1 protein-coding gene is annotated in these 706 nt (G+C 39.4%); it reads left to right on the forward strand.

Annotated features, from left to right (window positions below; all coding sequences use genetic code 11):
- Nucleotides 1-114: 114 nt before the first annotated feature.
- Nucleotides 115-561 (forward strand): DUF4275 family protein, encoded by a 447-nt coding sequence (locus tag ACFQ1X_RS15395; RefSeq protein WP_379083306.1) that lies wholly within the window; start codon nucleotides 115-117, stop codon nucleotides 559-561.
- The last annotated feature ends 145 nt before the right edge of the window (nucleotides 562-706 follow it).

The raw sequence follows: 706 nt of genomic DNA on the forward strand, positions 1-706 counted from the left end.
TTGTTGTGGTGACTACCATTATACAGGATTTGGGGAGGTGCTCTATTTTCATGCCGTTACACACCTAGAGCCGCAAGGTCTCGGAATTATGAAATTTACTCAAATGACCAGAATATCAGCTATGAAGTATTACAAAACATAAGAAAAGAGTTGGAACAAAAATGGGAGGAAGCTTTTACTCAGGATATAAGCAAATCTCAAAAGAGGAAGCTCGGTTTTAAGCAATGTATGTGGAACGTCTTTAGCTGGGAAAAAATCAAATGCTTGGAAGGGACAGAAGCGGCAGATGCATTTGATCAGCAGAAAAAGGCAGGGTGCTATCTTTTTTATTCATCTGAGGAAGAAGCGATTTATCTGCCTAATGCTAAACCTATAAAAGCGAAAAATATCATTCATGCAGGCAGCCCAGTTGAGGAAGAGGCTGCAATTGATACCAAACACAATATTGTTAATTCCACTGACAAATGCCTGGTCGATCTTTATGTGGTTGATGAAAAGTTTTCTTGGACCTATATCCTGACGCACGAAGAAGATTTTGGTCCCTACTTTTATAAGCCATAGAGCAGATTTACCTTTACATTGGCACTCAAGTAAAGCTTGTTGTGTAATGCAATAGAAAAGTGCAGAAGAATGCAATGGAAAGTACAGAAGCTTGCCAGTCTTCCTTTTTATCATTATTTTTGCCGTGACAGTGCGTTTGAGACCC

This window comes from Metaplanococcus flavidus (genome assembly GCF_042675885.1).
GTDB classification, from domain to species: domain Bacteria; phylum Bacillota; class Bacilli; order Bacillales_A; family Planococcaceae; genus Planococcus; species Planococcus flavidus.